The 14,784-nt window shown below is 71.7% G+C and carries 10 protein-coding genes; 4 read left to right on the top strand and 6 right to left on the bottom strand.

The window, feature by feature from the left end:
* Positions 1-128: 128 nt before the first annotated feature.
* Entirely contained in the window at positions 129-1,409 is a 1,281-nt protein-coding gene (locus AB0I67_RS31915) for an ATP-binding cassette domain-containing protein (protein WP_357931051.1), read from the top strand.
* A gap of 49 nt (positions 1,410-1,458) precedes the next feature.
* Here the strand turns inward: AB0I67_RS31915 and AB0I67_RS31920 are convergent, their stop codons facing one another.
* Positions 1,459-2,049 carry an amino acid-binding protein gene (locus tag AB0I67_RS31920; protein WP_357931054.1) on the bottom strand — a complete coding sequence of 197 codons (591 nt, stop codon included), beginning with the start codon at positions 2,047-2,049 and terminating at the stop codon, positions 1,459-1,461.
* A gap of 162 nt (positions 2,050-2,211) precedes the next feature.
* Here AB0I67_RS31920 and AB0I67_RS31925 point away from each other — a divergent pair, with 162 nt between their 5' ends.
* Positions 2,212-2,691 carry a hypothetical protein gene (locus tag AB0I67_RS31925; protein WP_357931056.1) on the top strand — a complete coding sequence of 160 codons (480 nt, stop codon included), beginning with the start codon at positions 2,212-2,214 and terminating at the stop codon, positions 2,689-2,691.
* Here the strand turns inward: AB0I67_RS31925 and AB0I67_RS31930 are convergent.
* The 5 genes from AB0I67_RS31930 to AB0I67_RS31950 are packed head-to-tail and all read right to left on the bottom strand — an operon-like array spanning position 2,688 to position 9,464.
* Complete coding sequence (locus tag AB0I67_RS31930) at positions 2,688-3,914, bottom strand: NosD domain-containing protein (protein ID WP_357931059.1); 1,227 nt, start codon at positions 3,912-3,914, stop codon at positions 2,688-2,690. The two genes, AB0I67_RS31925 and AB0I67_RS31930, sit on opposite strands and share 4 nt — an antisense overlap.
* An 11-nt stretch (positions 3,915-3,925) precedes the next feature.
* Positions 3,926-5,713, bottom strand: coding sequence for a glycoside hydrolase family 13 protein (locus tag AB0I67_RS31935; RefSeq protein WP_357931061.1), 1,788 nt, complete (start codon positions 5,711-5,713; stop codon positions 3,926-3,928).
* Positions 5,714-5,715: 2 nt separating this feature from the next.
* Positions 5,716-6,549, bottom strand: coding sequence for a sugar ABC transporter permease (locus AB0I67_RS31940; RefSeq protein WP_357931259.1), 834 nt, complete (start codon positions 6,547-6,549; stop codon positions 5,716-5,718).
* Positions 6,550-6,551: 2 nt separating this feature from the next.
* Complete coding sequence (locus AB0I67_RS31945; protein ID WP_357931064.1) at positions 6,552-8,180, bottom strand: ABC transporter permease subunit; 1,629 nt, start codon at positions 8,178-8,180, stop codon at positions 6,552-6,554.
* A 6-nt stretch (positions 8,181-8,186) separates the two neighbouring features.
* Positions 8,187-9,464 carry a maltose ABC transporter substrate-binding protein gene (locus AB0I67_RS31950; protein WP_357931067.1) on the bottom strand — a complete coding sequence of 426 codons (1,278 nt, stop codon included), beginning with the start codon at positions 9,462-9,464 and terminating at the stop codon, positions 8,187-8,189.
* A gap of 214 nt (positions 9,465-9,678) precedes the next feature.
* On the opposite strand from AB0I67_RS31950, the gene AB0I67_RS31955 reads away from it, so the two are divergent.
* Positions 9,679-11,211: a glycoside hydrolase family 13 protein gene (locus AB0I67_RS31955; RefSeq protein WP_357931262.1), complete on the top strand. Its 1,533-nt coding sequence runs from the start codon at positions 9,679-9,681 to the stop codon at positions 11,209-11,211.
* A gap of 70 nt (positions 11,212-11,281) precedes the next feature.
* The gene (gene pulA / locus AB0I67_RS31960) at positions 11,282-14,719 is read left to right on the top strand and encodes a pullulanase-type alpha-1,6-glucosidase (RefSeq protein ID WP_357931069.1); all 3,438 of its coding nucleotides are present in this window, start codon (positions 11,282-11,284) and stop codon (positions 14,717-14,719) included.
* The last annotated feature ends 65 nt before the right edge of the window (positions 14,720-14,784 follow it).

A 14,784-nucleotide genomic window follows, 5' to 3' on the forward strand; every position in this document is an offset into this window, starting at 1 on the left:
CCCGTCAGCCCCATGTCCGAAATATGGGACAAAAATATGAGCCCTGATGATTTTTTGGGTTATCTCTGGACACCCACGGTGAACGCGCGATGTACTACCTCATCAGTCACTCGCGCAAGGTAGGGCGCATGAGCACGGTCGTTCTCGACAAGGTGACCAAGGTTTACCCAGGCGGCCACCTGGCAGTCGATCGAGTCAGCCTCAAGGCCGACAACGCGGAGTTCCTCGTACTTCTCGGGCCCTCGGGCTGCGGCAAGTCGACGCTGCTCCGCATGATCGCCGGCCTGGAGGAGGTCACGGAAGGTGATCTCTGGCTGGACGGGCGCATAGCCAACGATCTGAGCCCTCGCGAGCGCGACGTCGCCATGGTCTTCCAGAACGGCGCCCTGTACCCGCACCGCACGGTCCGCGGCAACATGTCCTTCCCGCTGGAGATCGCCGGCGAGGACCCGAACCTCACCCGCGAGCGGGTGGTGCAGTTGTCCAAGGCGCTGCACCTGGACGAGACGCTCGACCGCCGCCCGGGAACGCTCTCCGGCGGCCAGCGCCAGCGCGTGGCGATGGGCCGCGCCATCGTGCGCCAGCCCAAGCTCTTCCTGATGGACGAGCCGCTGTCCAACCTGGACGCGGGGATGCGCACCGAGTTACGCATGGAGATCTCCTCGCTCGTCCGCTCGCTCGGCGTCACCACCATCTACGTCACGCACGACCAGGTCGAGGCGCTCACCCTGGCCGACCGCATCGCCATCCTCAACCGCGGGGTGCTCCAGGACGTCGGCACCCCGTCGCAGATCTTCAACGACCCGGCCACCGCCTTCACCGCGAGCTTCCTCAACTCCCAGCAGCTCAACCTGATGACCGCCGGGGTGCACACCCCGCAGAACCAGTACGTGCTGCTCGACCTCGGCCCGCACTCGATCATCCTGCCTTGGAGCGATCCGCGCGCCTACGCCACCTCCCAGTACGTGGGCAAGGACATCCTCATCGGGATGCGGCCCGACGGGCTGGCGCCGGTGCCGGAGAGCTTCGAGGGCCCGGCCATCTTCGGCCGGGTGCGCGCTCTGGAGTACCACGGTCACGAGTGGCTGGCCTACGTCGAGTGCGGCATCCCCTCGATGCCCGTCCCCGAGCCGCCCGACCCCCGGGTGGCGGCGCAGGCGGCCAAGCAGGAGGCGGGCGGGCTGCGCGGCATCATGCGCCGGATGTTCGGCTCCGAGCAGGAGCTTCTCCCGCAGCAGGAGCAGGTCGGGCAGAACGTCGGCGGCATCCACCGGCGCTCCGACGTCATCGTCCGGGTGGGCAGCCGCCCGGTCTGGCGGGTGGGCGACCCGGCCAAGGTCGGCATCGACCTCAGCCGGCTCATGCTGTTCACCGTCGACGGCGCGCGCATCGACCCGCCCCGCCGCTGAACCGACGCTGAACCGCCGCTGAACCGCCGCTCGATCCAGCGGGGCCCGCTCAGCACTCGGCGAGCTTGCTCACCACCCGTACGAGCTGCACGGCACGTTCCAATTCGGCCCGATGGTACGGCGGGCCGTCCCCCCGGGCGACCACCAGCGTCAGGCCGCCGGCCGGCAGCGCCAGGTAGGCCAGCCCGCCCTCGCTCAGCGTGCTGGGCCGCAGCACCTCGGGCAGCTTGACCTGCTCGGGGGCCAGCGGGCTGCGCAGCCGTACCTCCTCGCCCAGCAAGGCGGCGGCCCACTCGCCGCCGCACAGCGCGGGCAGGGCGTCCACCAGGGTGGCGTAGGCGCGCGCCGGGTCGGCGGCGACGTGCCAGAGCAGGTCGTAGTCGGGCGCGGTGCCGGGCACCTCGCGGGTGGCCCAGACACCCTCCACGCGGATGCCGGGCACGCCGGTGAGCCGTTCGGCCACGGTCTCGGGACCGCCCGAACCTGGCCAGTTCACCACGAACTCGTCCACCGCGCGCCCGGCCTCACGTTCGAGCACCGTCACCTGCAGGATGTCGGCGCCCAGCACGCCCAGGGCTCGGGCCACGTGCCCCAGGCCGCCGGGGCGGTCCGGGAGCGAGATTCTCAGTCGCAGCAGCATGTCGATCGTCCTCTGCTCGTTCTCGCGAACCACGGTGCCGCAGGGAGGTTTCCGTCGGGTTCCGTAGGTGTTTCACCAGGATGAGGCCCCGCGTGCCATGGGTCCATGACGGTCCGGAAATCGCGTGGCAAAGCTTGGCCGGCTGCCGCCAGGATGGAGGGCGTGCGGTTGTGGACGGTGCAGCACCGGGCGGTGCTGGCGGAGCTGGCGGGCGGGCTCACCGGCCGGTGGGAGCGCGTCATCCCCACCTGGCTGCCCGCCTATGCCGAGATGGTGGCCGAGATGGCCCGGCGCGGGGTGGACTGCGCCGGGAACGCGCCCATCTGGGCCTGGCCGGGCCCCGACGACCGGGGCGAGCAGGTGCAGCTCACCGCTGAGCTGCTGGTGTGCCCCAGGACGCCGGAGGAGTACGAGCAGTACGTCATCCTCGACCTGCGGGTGCCCGAGCCGCTGGTCGTGCTCAGCTCCTACGGCCGGTGGAACGATTTCCTGGAGGCGCAGTTCGCCGGCCGGCCGGACGCGATGGATTGGACGATCGACCCCGGCGAGCGGAAGCGCTCCTTCACCGCCGGGGTGCAGGCGTGCCTGCCCCGGCTCGACCCGGCCTGGGTGCTGGGCAGCCGGGTCTGGACGGCCGCCTAGCGCTGGTAGGCGCCGGCGTCGGGGCTGGCGCCGAGTTCCTTGCCGAGCACGTCGCGGGCGGGCCCGCCGTACCACGCGGCGCCGAGCCGGGTGGCGCGGCCGATCGCCGGTGAGCCGTCGCGCAGCCGCAGGTCGGCGGCGGAGACGAAGAGCGGCTTGGCCACGACCGAGGTGCGGTGCACGCGGAAGCGGGCGGTGCGGCCGGAGAAGACGTTGCCCGCCTCGTCGGCGCCCTTGCCGTCGGCGTAGCCGATCTGGCCGGCCACCGAGATGACGTTGTTCCGCAGCCGCAGGATGGTCGGCGAGCAGCCGTCGTGGCAGGACCAGCCGATGGTCTGGCGGCCGGGCAGGTTGACCGAGTTGTGCACGGCGACGGTGCCCTTGACCGGGCCGACCACGTGGCCGGGACCGCGGGTGACCAGGAAGCCGGCCCGCGCGCGGGAGGAGGTGACGACGTTGAAGGCGAAGACGTTGCCGGTGGCGGTCTTGCCCTTCTCCGCGCCGAGTTCGGTGAAGGTCTCGTTGTCGCGGGCGATGTTGTGCGTGACGCGGTTGCGGTCGCCGTTGAACACCTCGACCGCCGCGCCGTCGCTCTTGTAGTCGAAGCTCTTGGCGTAGCTGCCGGTGATGGTGTTGCCGGTGATCAGGTTGTCGTCGCCGTTGAGCAGCACGCCGAAGGCGCCGGAGTCGTCGTCGCCGCCCTCGGTGTTGACGCTCATCCGGTCGTTGCCGATCAGCTTGCTGTCGCGCACGACGTTGCGCGAGCCGATGATGTGCACGCCGGCGATGTTGCGGTCGGCGTGCACGCCGGTCAGCTCGTTGCCGTTGCCGCCGAGCTCGAAGCCGGCCCAGCGGCAGTTGCTGGCGCGCAGGCCGCTGATCCGCCAGTGGTCGCCGCTGACCGTGACGCAGTCACCGGTGATCTTCGGGCTGGCGCCCTCGCCGTAGGCCTGGACGACCAGCGGCCGGGCCGCGGTGCCCTTGGCGGCCAGGGTGAGCGCGCCCTCCCAGCTCCCGCCGCGGCGGAAGCTGATCGCGTCGCCGGGCTTGAGGTCGGCGGTGTTGACCTTGTCCAGCGAGCGCCACGGCTTGGCCGCGCTCGTGCCGGCCGCGTTGTCGTCTCCCTGGCGCGAGTCCACGAAGTACGTCGTGCCCGCCGTACCCGATTCCGACAGGGGTACGGCAGGCATGAGCAGGAGCGCCGTCAAGGAGATCGCCTTCATGACGGTGCAGGTTACAGCGGTCCAACCCCGCTGGCGAGCCGCCAGATCCGCAGCGCAGGACCTTCACAGGGAATTCGGATCTCGGCGAGGTCGCCGGCGTGGTAGACGCCGGTCGCGGTGCCGGTCAGCGGCAGCTCGATCTCGGGGCCGGGCGCCCGCCGGACCGCCACCAGCAGCGACTCCGCCTCGGTCTCGCGCAGGAAGACCAGGCAGTCGGCGTCGGCGTGCAGCCAGCGCAGCCCGCCGTGCCGCAACGCCGGTTCGGCGCGGCGCAGGCCGAGCAGTTCGCGGTAGGCGGCGTGCGTCTCCTCGTCGCGCTCGCGGGTCCAGGGCATCGGCGTGCGCGAGTGCTCGCCGTTGATGCCGGTGAGCCCGAACTCGCTGCCCGCGAAGACCATCGGCGTGCCGGGCAGCGTCGCCTGCAGGCCGAGGGCCAGCAGGTGCCGCTCGCGGGAGCCGGTGACCGTGCGGATGCGCGGCGAGTCGTGCGAGTCGAGCAGGTTCCACGAGTGGGTCAGCGCCTGCCACGACATGCCGGCCGCGAAGGCGCGGAAGGTGGCCAGCGTCTGCTCGCCGTCGCGCAGCGGCACGTCGCCGGGGACGCCGAGGAAGGTGTCGAGCCCCGGAGCCTCGCCGCGCAGCCACGTCCAGACCGGCCGGGTGAAGCCGGCGTAGTTCATGGTGCCCTGCCAGCCGCCCCGGTCGAGGTCGGAGGCGGCGTCGTGGTTGTGCTCGGCGATGAAGGCCACGTCGCCGACCGCCGCGCGCAGCGAGCGGGCCACGTCGTGGGCCAGGTCGTCGGCGCGGAAGCGGCCGCTCATGTTGGCCACGTCCACGCGCCAGCCGTCCAGCACGCTCAGCCAGCGGGTGAGCACCTCGGTCATGCGCTCGCGCACCAGCGGGCTGTTCCAGTTGAGCTTGGGCAGCGTCTTGACGCCCCACCAGGACTCGTAGTCGCCGGTGTCGGGGTCGAAGTAGAACATCTCGCGCTCGGGCGCGTTGACGTCGGAGACGGCGGTGGTGAACCACTCGTGGGCGTCGCCGCAGTGGTTGGTGGTGATGTCGCCCAGCAGCCGCATGCCGCGCGCGTGCACCGCCTCGGCCAGCCGTTCCAGCGCCGCGTCGCCGCCGAGCACCGGGTCGACCCGGTCGAAGCTGGAGGCGTCGTAGCGGTGGTTGGAGCGGGCCGGGAAGAACGGCGTCAGGTAGACGGTGTCGGCGCCGAGCGCCTGGATGTGGTCCAGGTGCTGGGTGATGCCGTCCAGGTCGCCGCCGTAGAACTGCTCGGCGACGCCGGGGCCGCGCGGGATGACCGGGTCGGTGTCCCACTGCCGCGGCAGCGCCCAGTCGGGCATCTTGCCCTCGGGGTCGGAGCGCGCGAAGCGGTCGGGGAAGATCTGGTAGACGATGGCGTCCTTGAGCCACTCCGGCGGGGCGGGGTGGGCCACCAGCCGGAAGTCGGTGCTGTCGGGCACGTCGTGGTCCACCGGCCCGGCGGCGGTGAACCAGCGGCCGTCGAGCAGGAAGCGGTAGGGCGTCACCGGGTTGTGGGCGGTGATCTCCGCCTTCCACCAGGTGTCCGCCGCGCCGTACCCGGCCACGGGCCGGCCGGTGCGCTCGTGGTCGACCTCGGCGGGGGTGTAGCGCGGCTCGCCGTCGTGGACGGTGCGCACTGAGACGCTCTCCACCCGGTACGGCACGCGCAGCCACACGGTGACGCGCTCGCCGAGCCTGGGGCTGAGCGTGGAGACGTACAGCGCCGAACCGTCGTGGTGCGGCTGGTCGATCAGGCCGATCATGCTCATCCCTTCACGGCTCCGGCGGTCAGGCCGGAGACGATGTAGCGCTGCAGCCACATGAAGACCCCCACCGTCGGGATCGCGGTGATCAGGGTGGCCACGGCGAACATGCCGAAGTTGGTGTTGCGCCCGTCGCCGGAGAGCATGCCGAACATGCCGACGGCGAGGGTCTTGCTCTCCGGGTCGCGCAGGAAGACGCCCGCGATGATGAACTCGTTGATGATGCCGATGAAGGCCAGCAGCCCGGTGACCGCGAGGATCGGGGTGACCAGCGGCAGGATGATCCGCCAGAAGATCTGCCCGTGGCTGGCGCCGTCGACGGTGGCCGACTCGTCGAGCTCCTTCGGGACGGTGTCCAGGAAGCCCTTCATCAGCCAGGTGTTGGCGCCGAGCGCGCCGCCCATGTAGAGCAGCATGAGGCCGGAGACGGTGTCGAAGCCGAAGGCCGGGTAGAACTCGGTGATCCTGGTGAAGATCATCATGATCGTGACGATGGCCAGGAACTGCGGGAACATCTGGATGAACAGCAGCGACAGCAGCCCGATCCTGCGGCCCTTGAAGCGCATCCGGCTGAAGGCGTAGGCCGCCATCAGGCTGAGCAGCAGGCTGGTGAAGGCCGAGGCCAGCGCGATGCCGACCGAGTTGAGGAACCAGCGGCCGAAGGGGTAGACGTCGGAGCTGAACAGGTTGACGAAGTTGTCCAGGCTCGCTCCGGTCGGCACCAGTTCGGCGGTGGCGAGGGTGCCGAGCGGGTTGAGCGCGGCCGACACCACGAAGACGATCGGCAGCAGCGCGAAGGCGCAGGCGAGCAGCACGAAAGCGTGCCTGAGCGCCATCTTCACCGGTACACCTCCTCCTGCTTGCGGGTCATCCGGAACGTGATCGCCGACAGCACGGCGACGATGGCGAAGATGAAGACCGAGATGGCCGCGGCGAAGCCGAACTGCGCCGAGCCGGTGCCGAACGCCAGCCGGAAGGTGTAGGTGATCAGCAGGTCGGTGCCGCCCACCTGGGTGTTGTCCACGTCGAACGGGCCGCCGTTGGTGGTGAGCTGGATCGCGTTGAAGTTGTTGAAGTTGAACGCGAACGACGAGATCAGCAGTGGGGCCAGCGCCACCAGCAGCAGCGGCAGCGTCACCTTGCGGAAGGCGTACCACGGGGAGGCGCCGTCGATGCCGGCCGCCTCGGTCAGCTCGCGCGGGATGGCCTGCAGCGCGCCGGTGGTGACCAGGAACATGTAGGGGAAGCCGAGCCACAGGTTGACCAGCAGCACCGCGGCCTTGGCGGTGAGCGGGTCGCCCAGCCAGTTCAGGTCGAGTCCGGTGAGCTGGTTGATCAGGCCGAAGTCGCGGTTGAACATGTCGCGCCAGATCAGCAGCATCGCGAAGGCGGGCATCGCGTAGGGCAGGATCAGCACGATCCGGTAGACCTTGGTGCCGCGCATGCGCGGGTGGTGCAGGACCAGCGCCAGGGCCATGCCCAGGACGAAGGTGGAGACCACGGAGATCAGCGCGAACGACAGGTTCCAGGCGAAGACGCCGGCGAAGTGGCCGGAGATCGTCGGGTCGGTGACCACCCGGGTGAAGTTGCTCAGCCCGACGTTGACCTGCCAGCCCTGGGCGAGGTGCTCGCCGCGGCCGTTGACGAAGTAGCCGGTCGAGGCGTCGGCGGTCCATCGGTCGCCGCGGCCCTGGACGCAGTCGCAGGAGGCGTCGTAGACCAGTTCGGCCTTGCTCTCCACCGCGCGGCTCAGGCCGTTGGCCTTGATCGCGCCGCCCTCGGTGGGGACGGTCAGCGCGGAGATCTCCTTGCCGCGGGCGGCGGCCTGCGGCGCGGTCAGCACCTCGTAGCCGGGCGCCTGCACGACCTTGCCGGTGATGCCGAGCTTCGCGCCCTCGACCGGGGTCAGGCCCTCGGCCGTGCCGGCGCTGACCCGCTTGGTCTTGGCGTCGGCCAGCAGGAAGACCAGCTCGCCGTCCTTGATCGCGGCGGTGAGCTGGTACTCCGGCGAGCCGGGGACCTGCCTGAGCGAGCCGCGCTCGATCGCCTCGACGGCCTCGGTCTTGGTGCCGCGGTGGCCGTCACCGAAGTTGGTGACCGCCGTGCTGACCGTGTAGAGCACCGGGAAGACCTGGAAGGCCAGCAGGAAGACGGTGCCGGGGATCAGGTACTTGGCCGGGACGAAGCGCCGGGTCAGGTAGAGGAAGGCGATGATCGCGGCGGCGACGCACACCACGGCCACGGCGGGCCAGGCGCCCGCCGAGACCAGCGGCGGCAGCGCGAAGAGCAGGAGCGCCGCGGTCACGCCCAGCACCGCGATCCGGCTGAGCAGGAAGCCCGTGGTCAGCTCCCGCCGCCGGGCCGGGACCCGGCCGTGCCGCCCCCCGCCCGCCGGGCCGGTCCCCGAGGGGGAACCGGCGGCGGGGCGGGTGGCGTCCGGCGGGGTCGTCACGCTGTCTGCGGACATGTCCGGTTACTTCTTGAGCGTCTTCTCGACGGCCGTCTGCGCGGCGGCCGCGGCCTTGGCCGGGTCGCCACCCTTGATCACGGAGACCTCGGCGATGCCGAACGGCTCCCAGATAGCCGACATCTCGGGGATGGCCGGCATGGGCATGCCGTCCTTGCCGGCCTCCAGGAACTTGGCCAGGTCGGGGTCGTTGCCCTGGACCGCCTCGAGCGCGGCGCTCAGCGCCGGCGGGCGCGGGTCGGCCTCGTAGAGGGCCTTGGCGACGTCCACGTTGGTGACGTAGTTGGTCACGAACTCCTGGGCGAGGGTCTTGTTCTTGCCCTTGGCCGCGACGAAGAAGGCCTGCACACCGACGAACGGGGTGGCGGGCTTGCCGCCCTCGACGCCGGGGACCGCCGAGACGTCGTACTTCAGGCCCGACTTCTTGACGTCGTTCATGGCCCACGGGCCCGACTCCAGGAAGGCGCACTTGCCGGAGGCGAAGGTGGCGATGGAGTTCTCGGGGGTGATGGTGGCCTTCAGCGCGCCGGCTTTGCCGAACTCGCCGAGCTTGGCCCAGGCCTTGACCGAGTCGCCGGTGCCGACGGTGACCTTGGCCGGGTCGGGGTCGCCGGCGGCGGTGGTGCCGAACAGGGAGCCGCCCGCGGAGGAGAAGAGGGGGTAGGCGTGGTAGGCGTCGCCGCGCTCGGAGACCTGCAGGCACAGGATCTCCTTGACCTTGCCGGCCTTCTTCAGCTCGGCGCCCTTGGCGACCAGCTCGTCGAAGGTGGCGGGGGCCTCGGGGACCAGCTCGGTGTTGCGGATGATCGCAAGGTTCTCGACCGCGTACGGCGCGCCGTAAACCTGGCCGTTGAAGGTCACGGCCTTCATGGCGACCGGGTTGAAGGCGGCCTTCTGCTCCTCGGTCAGGGTGACCGGCTCGATGGCGCCGTTCTGCACCATGTTGCCGATCCAGTCATGCGCGCCGACCATGACGTCAGGACCGCTGCCCTGCTGGGAGGCGGTCACGAAGGCCTGCTGCGGGTTGTCGGTGAGCTCCTTGATCTCGACCGTCACCCCGTTCTCGGTGCCGAACTGCTCGGCGAAGGGCTTGAGCGCGGCGGTGCGCTTGGCGCCCTCGGACCAGATCACCAGCTTGCCGCCGGCGGCGGGCGCGGCGCTGCTCGAAGCGGATCCGGCGGGCGTGGCCTCCGGGGCGGCCTCGGGCTTGGCGGTCTCGCCGCCACCGCAGGCCGCGGCGGCGAAGGCCAGGCTCGCGAGAGCGGCCACAGCGCGGATGCGCATGACTCCTCCTGGAATGTTCATCGGGTGTGACGGGGACGTTAGCGGCTTGTTGCAAGTTTTGGAAGAACTTGCAAAGACCTTTTACCGGACTGCGACCACTTAAGCGGGCCTATGTCCCGTCTTGGCCAGTTCACTGGGCACTGTAACTTGCAGCAAGTTACGCTTGACCAGCTCCACACCTTCCGCCGACCCGAAGGATAAGTGCGCCGTGAGCATGCCCGACCCCGCCGACTGGTGGCGCGACGCCGTCGTCTACCAGGTCTATCCCCGCAGCTTCGCCGACTCCGACGGAGACGGTACCGGTGACCTCGGCGGGGTGGTGCGACGCCTGCCGTACCTCGCGGAGCTGGGGGTGGACGCGCTCTGGCTGAGTCCGTTCTACACCTCGCCGCTGGCCGACGGCGGCTACGACGTCGCCGACTACCGCGACGTGGACCCCCGCTTCGGCTCGCTGGCCGACTTCGACGCGCTGGTGGCCGGGGCGCACGAGCGCGGCCTGCGGGTGATCGTGGACCTGGTGCCCAACCACACCTCCTCGGAGCACCCCTGGTTCCAGGAGGCGCTGCAAGGGCGCGGCAAGGACCGCTACATCTTCCGCGACGAGCCCAACGACTGGGAGTCCATCTTCGGCGGCCCCGCCTGGACCCAGGCACCCGACGGCTCCTACTACCTGCACCTGTTCGCGCCCGAGCAGCCCGACCTCAACTGGGACCACCCCGAGGTGCGGGCGGAGTTCCGCTCGATCCTGCGCTTCTGGCTCGACCGGGGCGTGGACGGCTTCCGGGTGGACGTGGCGCACGGCATGGTCAAGGCCGCCGGGCTGCCCGACGTCGGGCCGAAGGAGGGCCGCCAGGCCGAGATGCTCGGCGACGAGCAGGTGCCCTACTTCGACCAGGACGGGGTGCACGAGATCTACCGCGAGTGGCGGCCGATCCTCGACTCCTACCCCGGCGGGCGGATGGCGGTCGCCGAGGCGTGGGTCTCCTCCCCCGCGCGGCTGGCCCGCTACGTGGGGCCGGACGAGCTGCACCAGGCGTTCAACTTCGAGTTCATGATGGCCGGCTTCGACGCCAAGTCCTTCCGCGAGGTCATCGACCGCTCGCTGGCCGAGGCGGAGATCGTCGGGGCGCCGACGACCTGGGTGCTGTCCAACCACGACAAGCCCCGGCACGTCACCCGGCACGGCTCGCTGGCCCGCGCCAGGGCGGCCACCCTGCTCATGCTGGCCCTGCCCGGCTCGGCCTACCTCTACCAGGGCGAGGAGCTCGGCCTCGACGAGGTGCTCGACCTGCCGGACGAGCTGCGCGAGGACCCGGCGTTCCTGCGCACCGGGGAGAGCCGGGACGGCTGCCGCGTGCCGCTGCCCTGGTCGGGGACCCAGGCCGAGGGCTTCGGCTTCGGTCCGGCCGGCTCGGCCGCGCCGTGGCTGCCGCAGCCCGCCTCGTGGGCCGCCCTCACCGCCGCCGCGCAGGAGGGCGACCCCGGCTCCACGCTCACCCTCTACCGGGAGGCGCTGCGGCTGCGGAAGGCGCACCCGGCGCTCGGTCTCGGCTCGATCGAGTGGGTGCAGGCGCCCGAGGAGGTGCTGGTGCTGCGCCGCGAGCCCGGCTTCACGCTGGTGACCAACACCGGCGAGACCCCGGTCACGCTCTCCGCGCTGGGGCTGGCCGGTGAGGTGCTGCTGGCCAGCGGCCCGATGGCGGGCGAGACGGTCCCGCCGGACACCACGGTCTGGCTCGCCCGCTGAAACTTGCGGCAAGCCGACCGGCCGAGGTGCTCGCGTATTTCCCGGTCTGCGGGGTATCCCTGGTGGCACTGTGATCATCGATGACGAGGCCGTCAGGGACGCCGCCGGCGCACCCGGGCGCGACTGGCTCCTGGTGCACTACCGGCGCGAGGACCCCGACGGCTGGGGCCTGCACGTGTGGGGCGACGTGGAACGGCCCACCGCGTGGGACGCCCCGCTGCCCCTCCACGGTGAGGACGCCTTCGGCCGCTTCGCCTGGATCCGGCTCACGCCCGGCGCGACCGGCGTCGGGCTGCTCGTCCACAAGGGCGAGGAGAAGGACGGAGGCGAGCGGCTCGTCGACGTCACCCGGCGCGGCGAGGTCTGGCTCGTCGAGGGCGAGCCCGAGGTGTACGGCTCGCGCCGGGCCGCCCAGGGTCACGCCACGGTGCGCTACCGCCGCCCGGACGGCGCCCATGCCGGCTGGGGCCTGCACCTGTGGGGCGAGGCGGTGGCCGAGCCCACCGACTGGGCACGGCCGAGACAGCCGGACGGAACCGACGCCTTCGGCCCGTACTGGACGATCCCGCTCAGGAAGCCGGACGCGCCGGTGACCTTCATCATCCGCAACGGCGAGGAGAAGGACCCAGGCCCCGACCAGAGCTTCACCGGCCCCGAGGCCTACGTGAACTCCGGCGCGGCCCGGGTCCACCCGACCAGGGCCGCCGCCGAGCAGGTCGCCGTGCTGCACTACCACCGGCCCGATGGCGACTACGACGGCTGGGGGCTGCACGTCTGGACCGGCGCGGCCACCCCGACCGAGTGGGACGCGCCGCTCCAGCCGGACGGGCGCGACCACTTCGGCGTCCACTGGCGCGTCCCGCTGGCCGCCGGAGCCACCGGCCTGAGCTTCGTCGTGCACCGGGGCGAGGAGAAGGACCAGCCGGCCGACCAGGTGCTCGACCTGGGTGCCACCGGCCACGAGGCGTGGAAGGTCGCCGGGACCGACGGCTTCGTCCTGCCCCGGCCGCGGGGCGCGGACGCGGACCTGTCGAAGGCGCGGGCGCACTGGATCGACCGCGAGACCGTCGCCTGGCAGGTCGTCCCGGCCGCCGGCCGGCAGTACGCGCTGGCCTTCGGCGACGACCGGCTCGACCTGGCGAAGCCGTACCGGGTGATCCGCCTGACCCCGGGCACGCTGAGCGACGGGCAGCGGGTGAAGTGGCCGCACCTGAAGGACCACGCCGCGCTCAAGGTGGACCCGCGCGACGCCGGCCTGGTCAAGGCCGCGCTGCTCGGGCACGTGGTCGCGGTGGAGCGGGACGCGGCCGGGCACCTGCTGACCGCGACCGGGGTGCAGATCCCCGGCGTCCTGGACGATCTGTACGCCAAGGCGGCGACCGCGCGGCTCGGGCCCAGCGGGACGATCCTGCCCAGATTGGCCCTCTGGGCGCCGACCGCCCGCCAGGTCAAGCTCAAGATCGGCGGCAGGACCTACCCGATGCGCCGCGACGAGGACAGCGGGGTGTGGTCGCTGCGCGGCCTGCCCACCTGGCGCGGACGCGACTACACCTTCCTGGTGACCGTCTACTCCCCCGCCGACGGCAAGGTGGTCACCAACGAGGTGACCGACCCCTACAGCCTCGACCTGGCCCCCGGCTCGGTGGCCAGCCGGCTCACCGACCTAGGCCGGGAGAAGCCCTCCGGCTGGGACGGCCTGCGCAAGCCGCCCCTCGACGGTCCGCTCACCCTCTACGAGCTGCACGTGCGTGACTTCTCCGCCACCGACCACAGCGTGCCGGAGCCGCTGCGCGGCACCTACCGGGCCTTCGGCCGGGACTCGACCGGCATGCGGGCGCTGCGCGAGCTGGCCGCCGACGGGCTGACGCACGTGCACCTGCTGCCGGTGTTCGACTTCGGGACGGTGCCGGACCGGCGGGCCGACCGCACCGAACCGGCCGGCGACCTGGCCGCCCTCCCGCCCGACTCCGAGGAGCAGCAGGCCCGCATCGCCGCGACCGCGGCCCGGGACTCCTTCAACTGGGGCTACGACCCGCTGCACTACACCGTGCCGGACGGCTCCTACGCCACCGACCCGGACCGGCGGGTGCGCGAGTTCCGCGAGATGGTCGCCGCGCTCAACGCCGCCGGGCTGCGCGTGGTGATGGACGTGGTCTACAACCACACCCACTGCCTCGGCGTGCTCGACCACATCGTGCCCGGCTACTACCACCGCCGCCTCGACGACGGCGCCGTCGCCACCTCCACCTGCTGCCCCGGCACCGCGCCCGAGCACACCATGATGGGCAGGCTCGTCGTGGACTCGATCGTCACCTGGGCCCGCGAATACAAGATCGACGGCTTCCGCTTCGACCTGATGGGCCACCACCCCAAGGCCAACATCCAGGCGGTACGGCAGGCACTCGACCGGCTCACCGTGGCCAGGGACGGCGTGGACGGCCGGCAGATCATCCTGTACGGCGAGGGCTGGGACTTCGGCGAGGTCGCCGGCGACGCCCGCTTCGAGCAGGCCACCCAGGCCAACCTGGCCGGCACCGGCATCGGCACCTTCAGCGACCGGCTGCGCGACGCGGTGCGCGGCGGCGGCACCTCCGACGCCGACCCGCGCGAGCCCGGCTTCGGCTCGGGCCGCGCCGACCGCCCCGACGAGCGGCTCAAGGTCTACCAGGACCTGGTCACCCTCGGGCTGACCGGCAACCTGCGCGACTACGTGCTGCCCGACGGGCGCAAGGGTTCGGAGGTGTCCTACCACGGCTCGCCCGCCGGGTACGCGGCCGATCCCCCGGACGTGGTCAGCTACGTGGACGCGCACGACAACGAGACGCTCTACGACGCGCTGGCCTACAAGCTGCCGCCGGGCACGCCCATGGCCGACCGGGTGCGGATGCAGGCGCTCTGCCTGGCGATCGTGCTGCTCGGGCAGGGCACGGCGTTCGTGCACGCGGGCGGCGAGCGGTTGCGGTCGAAGTCGCTCGACCGCAACTCCTACGACTCCGGCGACTGGTTCAACCGGCTGCACTGGGACTGCCGGCAGGGCAACGGGTTCGGGGCGGGGCTGCCGCCGAAGGCGGGCAACGAGTCACGGTGGCCCTATGCCCGGCCGCTGCTGGCCGATCCGGCGCTGCGGCCGGACTGCGCGGCGATCGAGGCGGCGCGGGCGGGGTTCGGGGAGTTCCTCCGTATCCGGTCGGGGTCGCGGGCCTTCGCGTTGCCGACGCTCGACGAGGTGCGGCGGCGGGTCACCTTTCCGGCCTCGGCGCCCGGGGTGATCACGATGCGGGTGGACGCGGCCGGGGTGGATCCGGCGTGGAAGGCGCTCACCGTGGTGTTCAACGCGACGCCTGCCGTACAGCGGCAGGTGGTGGCGGGAGTGACGGGGGCGCGCTTGCATCCGGTGCAGGCGTCGGGGGCGGACCCGGTGGTCAAGCGGGCCGCCTTCGACCAGGAGAGCGGCACGTTCACGGTGCCGGGGCGGACGGTCGCGGTCTTCGTCGAGCCCGCGCGCTGACCCTCGCCGAGCGGCGCTGCGGTCGTGCGCTGACCCGGCCGCCGAAGGTTGGCGGGTTTGGCGGG

The organism is Nonomuraea sp. NPDC050310 (genome assembly GCF_040655795.1).
Classification (GTDB): Bacteria; Actinomycetota; Actinomycetes; order Streptosporangiales; family Streptosporangiaceae; genus Nonomuraea.

Bases quoted from the DNA above. Each gene is read 5' to 3' on its own strand.
- AB0I67_RS31915 (WP_357931051.1), top strand. From the start codon at position 129: ATGAGCACGGTCGTTCTCGACAAGGTGACCAAGGTTTACCCAGGCGGC.
- AB0I67_RS31920 (WP_357931054.1), bottom strand. From the start codon at position 2,049: ATGCTGCTGCGACTGAGAATCTCGCTCCCGGACCGCCCCGGCGGCCTG.
- AB0I67_RS31930 (WP_357931059.1), bottom strand. From the start codon at position 3,914: ATGAAGGCGATCTCCTTGACGGCGCTCCTGCTCATGCCTGCCGTACCC.
- AB0I67_RS31935 (WP_357931061.1), bottom strand. From the start codon at position 5,713: ATGATCGGCCTGATCGACCAGCCGCACCACGACGGTTCGGCGCTGTAC.
- AB0I67_RS31940 (WP_357931259.1), bottom strand. From the start codon at position 6,549: ATGGCGCTCAGGCACGCTTTCGTGCTGCTCGCCTGCGCCTTCGCGCTG.
- AB0I67_RS31945 (WP_357931064.1), bottom strand. From the start codon at position 8,180: ATGTCCGCAGACAGCGTGACGACCCCGCCGGACGCCACCCGCCCCGCC.
- AB0I67_RS31950 (WP_357931067.1), bottom strand. From the start codon at position 9,464: ATGCGCATCCGCGCTGTGGCCGCTCTCGCGAGCCTGGCCTTCGCCGCC.
- AB0I67_RS31955 (WP_357931262.1), top strand. From the start codon at position 9,679: ATGCCCGACCCCGCCGACTGGTGGCGCGACGCCGTCGTCTACCAGGTC.